At 73.8% G+C, this 1,864-nt stretch carries 2 protein-coding genes; both read left to right on the top strand.

The features are described 5' to 3' along the window. The coding region (locus ACTUAL_RS18595; protein ID WP_440901159.1) for a zinc ribbon domain-containing protein at positions 1–775 on the top strand (775 nt) is incomplete at its 5' end. A 33-nt stretch (positions 776–808) separates the two neighbouring features. Then, positions 809–1,864 (top strand): VWA domain-containing protein (locus ACTUAL_RS18590; protein WP_440901158.1); only part of this gene is annotated, 1,056 nt, incomplete at its 3' end.

The following is a 1,864-nucleotide window of genomic DNA, read 5'->3' as shown; positions in this document are numbered from 1 at the left end:
GCTCACCGAGCGCCGCCAGGCCCAGCCCGGCGACCTGATCTGCGGCCGGTGCGGCGACAGCAACCCGCCCACCCGCAACTTCTGCTCCACCTGCGGCGACTCGCTGGCCGCCGCGACCGTCACCCCGACGACCTGGTGGCGCAAGCTGTTCCCCCGCAAGGACAAGACCGTCGCGGCGGGCACCCGCAACCGGGCCCGGCGAAGCGGCGCCGTCCGCAAGGGCCTCGGCCGGGCCGTGCAGCTGGTGCTGCTGGTCGCCGTGCTGCTGTTCGGCGCCCTGTACTGGCTGGTCGACCCGTTCCGCTCCACCGTGAACGGCACCGTCACCGGCGCCGTCGAGGACGTGCGCGGCGTGTTCGACGCGAAGCTCGAACCGGTGCGCCCCACCGCCGTCAGCGCCACCGCCGAGCTGCCCGACCACCCGGCCGCGCTGGTCGCGGACAACGCCTCCAACACGCACTGGGCCGCCCCCGCCGACCCGCGGCCCGCGCTGGTCCTGGACTTCGGCAAGCAGGTCGACCTCGCCAAGGCCATCGTGCGGTCGGGCGTCGGCGCCGACTTCCAGTCCGCGCACCGCCCGCAGCGCCTGCACCTCGTCTACTCCACCGGCAGGACGCACGACGTGGACCTCGCCGACACCCCCGACCCGCAGGAGGTCGCGCTCGCGAACAGCGAGGGCGCCGAACGCGTCGAGGTGCACGTGACCGGCCTGCACCGCTCGCTGTCGGGCAACGACGTCGCGATCTCCGAGATCGAGTTCTTCGCCCAGGGGTGAGCCCCGGAACCACGACCTGAGGAGCGCACCCCGGTGGACAGACCGGTGATCGGACGAGTGAGCAGACCCGCCGCCTTCCTGGCGCTGGCGGTGCTGCTGGGCGGCTTCCTGCTCGCCGACCGGGCGCCGCAGGCCACCGCGCAGGACGAACCCCTCTCCCCCTACCTGGTGGGGTACGAGGGCGGGGGCGACGTGCACAGCGCCAACGCGCGGGGCGCGGACCAGCGCGCCCTCAGCGGCCGGGAGCGCGAGGAGGCGCACCCCGCGTACTCCCCGGACGGCACGAAGATCGCCTACGCCCAGTGGGACGTCGAGACCCCCCCGAGCTCGGCGCCCCCGGCTCCAGGTCCTCCGGTCACCGGCTTCGCCAGCCTGGTCGTGGCCAACGCGGACGGCACCTCGCCCCGCGTGCTCACGCCCAGGATCGGCGAGGCCGAACCCACCTGGTCCCCGGACGGCACGAAGCTGGCCGTCACCACCGAGGCGGGCATCCGCGTCCTGCGCGTCTCGGACGGGACGGTCCTGGCGGACATCCCGGAGCCCCCGACCCTGTCCGCCCGCGACAGCGAACCAGCCTGGTCCCCGGACGGCACGACCATCGCGTTCACCAGGCGGATCGACGGCCAGGAGACGCCGAACACCGGGCCGTACCAGGTGGTGGGCGGCACGAGCCCCGGCGGCGACTACCGGACCGGGGTGAGCCTGACGACCGACGAGGTCCCGAACAACCCGGACATCGTGTTCCTGCTGGACAACACCGGCTCGATGGGCGGCCACATCCAGGACGCCAAGGCCAAGCTGACCGGCGTCCTCGCACGCGTCTCCGAGCTCCAGCCCACCGCCAGGTACGGCCTTGCCACCTACCGCGACATCGGCGAGGCCGAGCACTACGTGCTGCGGCAGCGCCCCACCGACGACCTCGTGGCCCTCCAGGCCCAGCTGAACGCGGTCTCCGCGAGCGGCGGCGGTGACGGCCCGGAGGACTGGTTCAACGGCCTGCGCCAGCTGGCCGTCGACAGCAGCGTCTTCACCCGTGACGGGAGCCGCGTCGTGGTGCTCCTGGGCGACGCGCCCCCGCACTTCAACTGC

The organism is Actinosynnema sp. (assembly GCF_052038725.1).
The sequence above is the reverse complement of the archived record's forward strand: the minus strand, read 5'-3'. Positions and strand labels throughout refer to the sequence as shown.